This is a genomic window from Paenibacillus maysiensis (assembly GCF_000520815.1).
In the GTDB taxonomy this organism is placed as follows: Bacteria; Bacillota; Bacilli; order Paenibacillales; family Paenibacillaceae; genus Paenibacillus; species Paenibacillus maysiensis.
In genome coordinates, this window is the sequence record NZ_ASRY01000332.1 from 20,134 (window position 1) to 28,044 (window position 7,911).

Below are 7,911 nucleotides of genomic sequence, written 5' to 3' on the forward strand. Positions count from 1 at the left end.
CTCTATATTCTATGAAGGAGGTGGTTTGCCCACCATATCATGTTGTGCAGCCCGTAGGTTTGATGTGCAAGGCATGAGGTCTTACTCTTGTACAGGTTATACCAGAAATATTAAACCTAGTAAAAGGAGTGGAGAAGTAATTGATTAAACCTAAACGATTCAAGAAACCACTATCTATCGGACTCTCTTTGCTTATGGCCTTTTCATTTGTCCAACCCGCTTTGGCGAATAACACACCGGATGGCTCCAAGCTGGAGCTGAAATCAGCCTCGCACAAGGTCACGACCGCGAAGGTATCCCCGAAACTGACCAAACAGTTTGAGGAGAACAACTATGTAACCTATCTGGTCAAATTAAAAGAACAGGTAGACACAAACAAGGTTTCCAAAAATGCTCTCCAGAAGGCCTCACTTGAGAAAATAACGCCCTCCGCTGCCAAAATGGCTGCGCGCAGCCATGTGATCAGCTCTCTACGTGAAACCGCTTCAAGAACCCAATACGGGCTTGAAAATTATTTGGATAAGCAATCGGAGAGCGGTGGAGTGAAGGAATATAAAAGCTACTTTATTGTCAATGCCCTGGCGGTCACAAGCACCAAGGAGGTGCTGGACCATATTTCACAGTTGCCTGAGGTAGACAAAATTTTGCCGAATGAAACACGTTATCTGCAAAAGGTGACGGTTGACAAGCAGGCAGAGGGAACAGCCGCCAAAGCTGCTGAAACAGCGACAGCGGACACGGCAAAATCTGCAACGGCAGAGAAAGCTGTAGAGCTGGAGAAGGACGATAGTAAAACATCGGCGAAGCCCGGCAATGCAGGTAAGAACGCTGTAGACCCGTCTACCGTGGAATGGAATATATCACATATTAATGCACCCCAAGTATGGGAACAAGGAATCGATGGAACTGGAATCGTCGTCGCCAATCTCGATACAGGCGTAGACTACACTCACCCAGCCCTGCATCGCAAATGGCGCGGTCTGGACGCGGCGGGCAATGTCGTGAATCCCGAGTTGAGCTGGTACGATCCGCATAGTCATGCGACGCTTCCAGTCGATCAGGAAGACAGTTCCCATGGTACGCATACGATGGGTACGATGGTTGGCTCCGAGGAAAATGGGACGAACCGAATAGGCGTTGCACCTGGTGCGAAGTGGATTGCGGTTCGGATTTTTAATCCAGAAACGACGGATGCGATTATACTGGACGGCGGTCAATGGCTGCTTGCGCCAAAAGATGCCCAAGGTAACCTTCATCCCGAGCTTGCACCGGACGTGGTGAACAATTCGTGGGGCGGCGGACCCGGCCTCGATGAATGGTTCCGACCTGTGGTTCAAGCATGGCGGGATGCACAGATATTCCCCGAGTTCTCCGCAGGTAATACATCTCTTTCGAATCCGGGTGGCCCTGGATCGGTAGCGAATCCGGCTAACTATCCAGAATCCTTTGCTACTGGAGCAACCGATCTCAATGACAAGCTGGCCAGCTTTTCACTGCTAGGACCGTCACCATATGGCGAAGTGAAGCCCGAGGTTTCTGCACCGGGTGTAAATATTCGATCATCCGTTGCTGGAGGTGCCTATAAAGGCGGGTATAACGGAACTTCCATGGCGGGCCCTCATGTAGCGGGACTTGCGGCTCTGTTGCTGCAAGCGAATCATTCGCTTACCGTGGATCAACTGGAAGAAATTCTGGAAAATACAGCTACACCACGCACGGACAGCACATATCCGACTTCTCCGAACAATGGCTACGGACATGGTGTCATTAATGCACTGGATGCAGTCGGCTCTGTCGTTCAGGGCTTGGGCTCCGTATCCGGTAAAGTCGTAACAGGTGGAGACGATTTGGAAGCACCTGTTCTGGAGCATACACCGCCTGCTGCGGTATTCGAAGGTGTGGATGTACATCTCACCGCTCATGTGACAGATAATGTCGGCGTGACAGCGGTTGAGGCATTTGCCAGAACAGCGGGTACATCAAACTATGTATATATTCCGCTGGAACGGACCTCCGGCGACAGCAAAGATGGTACATATCAAGCGTCCATCCCGACTTTCTTGGTGGATAGCGCCGGTCTGGAATACTATATTCGCGTGAATGATTACGGCAATAACGGTTTTGAAACCGAAGTGTACAAGGTTAATGTCTCCAAAGGCGTCAAACCTGGCTACACACAGGATTTTGAAAAGGATATTGCCGGTATTAATGTCGGTGGACAGGGTAGTGTCTGGAAATGGGGAACCCCGGTAAGTGGCCCAGGAAGTGCACATTCGGGAACGAAGGTCCTGGCGACCAATCTCGAAGGCCAATACCAGACCAATTCCAACAGTTATTTTATGGCTCCTCCAATTGATCTGACCGAAAGCCCGAAAGGGGCACTGGTTAGCTTCAAGCATTGGTACGATCTTGAAAACAATTCTGATTTCGGCAAAGTGTATGTGGCAACCCAAAATAGTCAGAATGCATTTGAGCAGGTATTATCATTTACAGGCACCAGCAACGGCTGGAAAACACAATATCTCGATTTGCGAGCATTTGCAGGTCAGAAGGTATACCTGCTGTTCAACTTTACAAGTGATAATACGGTTGTAAAAGATGGCTGGTATATCGACGATCTGTCGATTCAGGAGCCAGATACCGTTGCACCCGCCGCGCCAAGCAATCTGACTGCCGAAGCAGATACGGTCGGCAACGTCTCGCTGGCCTGGAATGCTCCATCCGATGAAGACGTGAAGCAGTACAAAGTGTATCGCTCCACCCAATCGGGCAAAAATTACACTTCGTTGGGTACAACCTCTGGATTGACATTCACTGATACGATTACGGTCGGCGGCTCGACCTATCATTATGCAGTGGCGGCCGAGGATTACAGTGGTAACGAGGGTGCCAAGTCGAACGAGGCTTCTCTGAGAGTAGAAGTGCCGGATACGCTGTATAGCGATCAATTTGACGGCAGCTCGGATAACGGCTGGACTCATTCCGGGACCAAGGATGAATGGGAACGTGGCATCCCCAAAGAAGTGGGACCAGAGAGTGCGGTATCCAAACCAAACGTATGGGCAACCGATCTTGATGGAAGCTATGAGAACGGAGCCGACTTTTCGCTAGTTTCTCCAAAAATGAATTTGAATGGTGTAAGGAACGCAACACTGACCTTCAACCACTGGTTTGAAATTGAGGCAGGCTATGACTACGGTTATGTGGAAGTGTCCAAAAATAATGGCGACACGTGGACAGAGCTGGGTAAATTCTCTCACAACACGAGTGGTAAAAAATGGGCACCGGTTTATTACAATCTGGATAGCTATACCGGCAACGAGGTTCAATTCCGCTTCCGTTTGAAGTCGGATAATAGTGTGAACAAAAACGGTTGGTACATTGACGATTTCCGTGTGCTGGGCATTCCAGCTTCGACAGTGACCAAAGATGTATTACCTGAGTCGAATATCAAGCTGGAAAAAGCGGAAGAACAATTCCCGCTGTACAAGATTACAAGCACTGAAAAGAGCGAATTTCAGGAAAAAGTGAAGCCGACGGAAACAGCGGTGGACAGCGGACGTGTCGGTCTCGACAGTCTTCCAGCCAGCGCCACAGTTACCGTACTGGAAACCGGACGTTCGGTGAAAACAGACCCTACTACGGGCAAATACAGCTTCATTCACGTAGCTGGCGATTATACGCTGAAGGCTGAAGCCTACGGGTATGTGCCGCAAACGAAACAGGTCACTATTGAAAATAATAAAGTGGTGAGAGCGAACTTTAGTCTCCAAGCGGTACCTCATGGTACGATTCACGGAGTCATTACCGATAAGCAATCCGGTGAACCGATCCGAAAAGCGAAAGTGCTTGTGCTGGAGGATGCACGCATTGCTCCAGTAGAGACGAATGAGGCTGGAGAATTTACGCTGGATGTGCTGGAAGGGACCTATACATTATCCATTGCAGCGGAAAATTATTACAGCGACAGTGTCACGGTCACAGCACCTCCGAACGGTAGTGTGGAAGCGAACGTAACATTGAAGCCATTTATCGGCTTTCAGGGAGGTATCGCTTATGATGACGGTACCGGGGAAAATGCAAGAGCCTTTAACGCCGCAGGCAACTCCTGGGCAGTCAGAATGACACCTGAGTCAGAGGTGGCTCAAGTGACAGGAGCGTCGCTTCTGTTCTGGAATTCAGCCTTCCCGAATCCGGGAGGAACGGCGTTCAAATACTCCGTCTATGATGCATCTGGTGCGGCGGGCGCACCGGGACGTCTGCTGGCTGGCCCATTCGACGGCACAGCCGTTCGGGATGAAACACAGTGGACGACCGTACAATTCCCTGAACCCGTAACGGTTCAAGGCGACTTCTATATCGTCTATACGCAGCCAAGCGCGGGCACGCAATCTCCGGGTCTTGCTACAGACGAAAGTGGACCCAATGCGCTTCGTAGCTGGCAAGGTGTAAGCGGCGCATGGAGCCAATCACCGGAGGCTGAGGGCAATTACATGATCCGGGCGATTGTCAGATATCCGGTTAATGCGCCAATGATTACAACACCGACCAAGGCAACGTATACGAAGGAAGAGACAATCACAGTTACAGGTACTTCCCCGGCAGACGGGGCGGACATCCAGCTCTTTAACGGTAAAGAACTCGCTGGCACAACCAAGGTGAAGGATCGCCAGTTCAGTCTGGCGGTCGATCTTCAGCCGGGTGCCAATCCGCTGAGTGTTCAGGCGGCGGTATACGGCAAGTTGACGGATCGTTCCGAGCCGGTGGTCGTCATACTTGACCAGACTAAACCGGGTCTGATCTTGACTTCGCCAGATGAAGGAGCTCGTACAAATGCGGGTGTCGTCAGTGTAACCGGTACAGTTTACGACGAGTTCCTCACCGAGTTGACGATTAACGGTGAGCCAGCCGAATTTGGAAGTGACGGCAGCTTTAACAAGCGTCTGCTTATCAATGAAGGGGAAAATCAAATTACGGTAACGGCCAAGGATCTTGCCGAGAACGTAACGACGGTTACCCGTTCAGTGTATGTCGATACAGCTCTGCCGAAGCTGGAAAATATCAGTCCTGCTGAGGATGTGCGTATCACTCCAGGGCAACCGGTGCAGGTATCCTTCGACAGTGCGTCCGGATTGGAAGCATCCTTCCATGTGGAATTGCCCTTCGATCTGACCACCTTGGCCCGAAACGAAATTCCGCTAAACGAAACTTCGCCAGGTCATTATGAAGGAATTTACTTCACTTCCTCCTCTCTGAGCCTGGAAGGCGGAGTCATTGTGATCCGGGTAAGGGATGCAGCAGGAAATGAAGTGGAGACGGAAGCATCCGGAAGATTGTATGTAACGAAGGGTGGAGGGCAGGACCCTGATCCGAATCCTCCGACCTCTAACGAGAAACCAGTTGCGATCATTCAGGCGAATGATTCAGCCAAGAAGAATAAGAACGTTCAGTTTAACGGAAAAGCCTCACGTGATGTAGACGGTGAAATCGTCAGCTATAGCTGGAACTTTGGCGATGGCGATACAGCGTCAGGCTCCAAGATAAAGCATAAATTTACCACAGCCGGAACGTATACCGTAGAGTTGACGGTGACAGATAATAATGGCGCAAGCGGTAAAGCTGCGCATACCATCACGATCCGTTAATCAGGTGCATGGAATGTTTCTTTTAAAATAACAACAGAAGACCCACAGCAAGCTACCATTTATGGAGGCTTGCTGTGGGTCATTTTTGAATTGTGGAACAGGTCTGGAAGCGATACAATGAATAGAAACATACAAAGTGAATGTATTCACAATATTATTTTTTTAGACAGGAGAGAATCATATGATTCATTTGGAAAAAGAAAGCGGACGTATCCGCCTTGTGCTGGATGCCTATTTTATGGGAGAGGACATAGTTGTACTTATTTCCGGCGGTGATCAGCCCCATCTGGGAACGATTACAGCAGGTGCCAGACTGGAGCCGATTCAAACCGTTCAATTGCAAGCCCACAAGGAATTTTATATTACCGAAGAAATTGCCGTTCGTTTGCGAAAAGAGTTTGCGGGCAACTTTGCAATTTGCTGCGGGGCGCATTTGGATCATGCAACCAAGGACGAGATCCGAGTGCTGACAGACATGGCTATACAACTGGGAAAAGAGCTCGTTGGAGAACTCAAGCAAGCACGCTTGTAGCAACCTTTTTAAGTGAACTCCCGAATGAGTAGATTGCGATAGGGATACTTACTAAAGGGATACTTAAAAAGTAGTGCAAAGCCATCATCCTCAATTTGCACGGATTTTAACGCAGAGGATGGAATTAAACTACGGACCATTACATTAACTGCACGCTGGTCTTTCCTGTTGATTGCTTTGGCTAAGGCAGAGGCAAAGCATCGATTGCGTGCCAATTCGAGATACAGCGGAAAAACGGCTTTGGCGATGGCGCGGTGAACCCTCGGCTCAAATGTAAACTGCACCGTACCGGGTGGAATCGTCGTTCCGTTCGTATAATACAGCATCGGTGGCTGGGCCAAAAAGGAGATAAAATAGCCGATACCGTTCGTGCCCAGTCCTTGCTTGGCGGCAAATGGCGCTACTGAGCAGAGAAGGGCCTTCATTCGATCCAAATTGCCATGCACGACAGCTCGTGACCATTGGACGGCAAAAGCACGGCGGGTTGCAATAGCTTTGTAAAATGGCAGCATGGCGGCGGATATTTTCCTGAGTGTGTCAGCGTTTAAGCGTTTGTGAGGCGAACCCCTTCTGCGGGATGTTGCACGATATACCATAGCTCCGACCTCCTTGGCAGGATGCTCTCATGGAGCGCATTTTATCAGTAATAGGTAAAATACTGTATGCCCGATCACCTCGAAAAGTGCTTATGTATTAATGTCTTTTTCTAATAATTCACTATTTTTTAATGGCTTGGTCACGTTTCTGGTCACGGAATTCTTCTTCAATTCTTTTCTGGTGTCTCTCTTCCATCTACACCGCATAGTTATTTTATGGACGCTGATTTCTGCTCATGAGCAGTTTGGAAAATCCGGAATCGTCTCCGAATTTGGGGACAGTAAAAATATTATACTTCTAAATTTATCCAATATTATATATACCGGGGGTGGTTAAAATCAAATTACCATTCATTTTCCACAAATATGCTCCTAGCACTTCCACTCTGCGACTCAACTATAATTTTTGACTCGATACCATATGCAAATTGTGGACGTTGTTCGACTGTTACATACATCAATTTTGAGCTAAATCTGCTGATAATACATAAAGGAAAATGAGTATCAATGTTCAATCAGGTGATGATACCCTTAATCAAGAAATCTTTGCAAACTATCCGAAAAGGTATCTTAAGTAAATATCTGAAAGGTGTATGATTTTATTCTAAAAAATGGTACAATTATGAGCGATAAAACAAATGTATTTTACTACTTGTTTCTCAATTACATAATTTTTTAACTATAATAACGATTTCACGTTGAAAGGGTGTTTTATCCATGAAAATCACACCTACGATACGGACAGAATTAGACAGATACTTAAAACAAGAGGGTTTGAGTCTAACGCAATTTGGACATATTGCAGGCATTAATAGGGGGATAGTAAGTGGTATTGTGACAGGTAATAAGTCTATGTCCGCTAACCAGTTAGATTGCATTACTGAGGCTATGGGTTTACCGGAAGGCTACTTTTACGACTTATTTATAGAAAACTACATCATCGACATTCCCCCGAATATGAGGCGGATCGAGCCATTTTTGTATCGCTGTGCGGAGTTGGACAAATTTGACTCGATTCGTCGAGTGGCGGAATCCATCATGGACAATCTACTCTATTCGCCCAAACTGTTTGACATTGCTGAAACGTTATTTGCACAGGGAAGACATGTCGCTGCATTACTACTCTATGAAGGTGTAG

At 47.9% G+C, this 7,911-nt stretch carries 4 protein-coding genes; 3 read left to right on the forward strand and 1 reads right to left on the reverse strand.

Going from position 1 to position 7,911, the window contains the following annotated elements:
- Positions 1-140 precede the first annotated feature (140 nt).
- Together L696_RS0126760 and lpdD are read left to right on the forward strand one after the other, a co-directional pair.
- Positions 141-5,645, forward strand: coding sequence for a S8 family serine peptidase (locus L696_RS0126760; protein WP_025686378.1), 5,505 nt, complete (start codon positions 141-143; stop codon positions 5,643-5,645).
- A 181-nt stretch (positions 5,646-5,826) separates the two neighbouring features.
- Positions 5,827-6,177, forward strand: coding sequence for a prenylated flavin chaperone LpdD (gene lpdD, locus L696_RS0126765; RefSeq protein WP_025686379.1), 351 nt, complete (start codon positions 5,827-5,829; stop codon positions 6,175-6,177).
- 8 nt (positions 6,178-6,185) lie between these two features.
- On the opposite strand, the gene L696_RS0126770 is transcribed toward lpdD, so the two are convergent.
- Positions 6,186-6,773: a hypothetical protein gene (locus tag L696_RS0126770; protein WP_025686380.1), complete on the reverse strand. Its 588-nt coding sequence runs from the start codon at positions 6,771-6,773 to the stop codon at positions 6,186-6,188.
- A 717-nt stretch (positions 6,774-7,490) separates the two neighbouring features.
- On the opposite strand from L696_RS0126770, the gene L696_RS29030 reads away from it, so the two are divergent.
- Positions 7,491-7,911, forward strand: a 421-nt coding sequence (locus L696_RS29030) for a helix-turn-helix domain-containing protein (RefSeq protein WP_162472211.1), incomplete at its 3' end; no start/stop codon positions are given.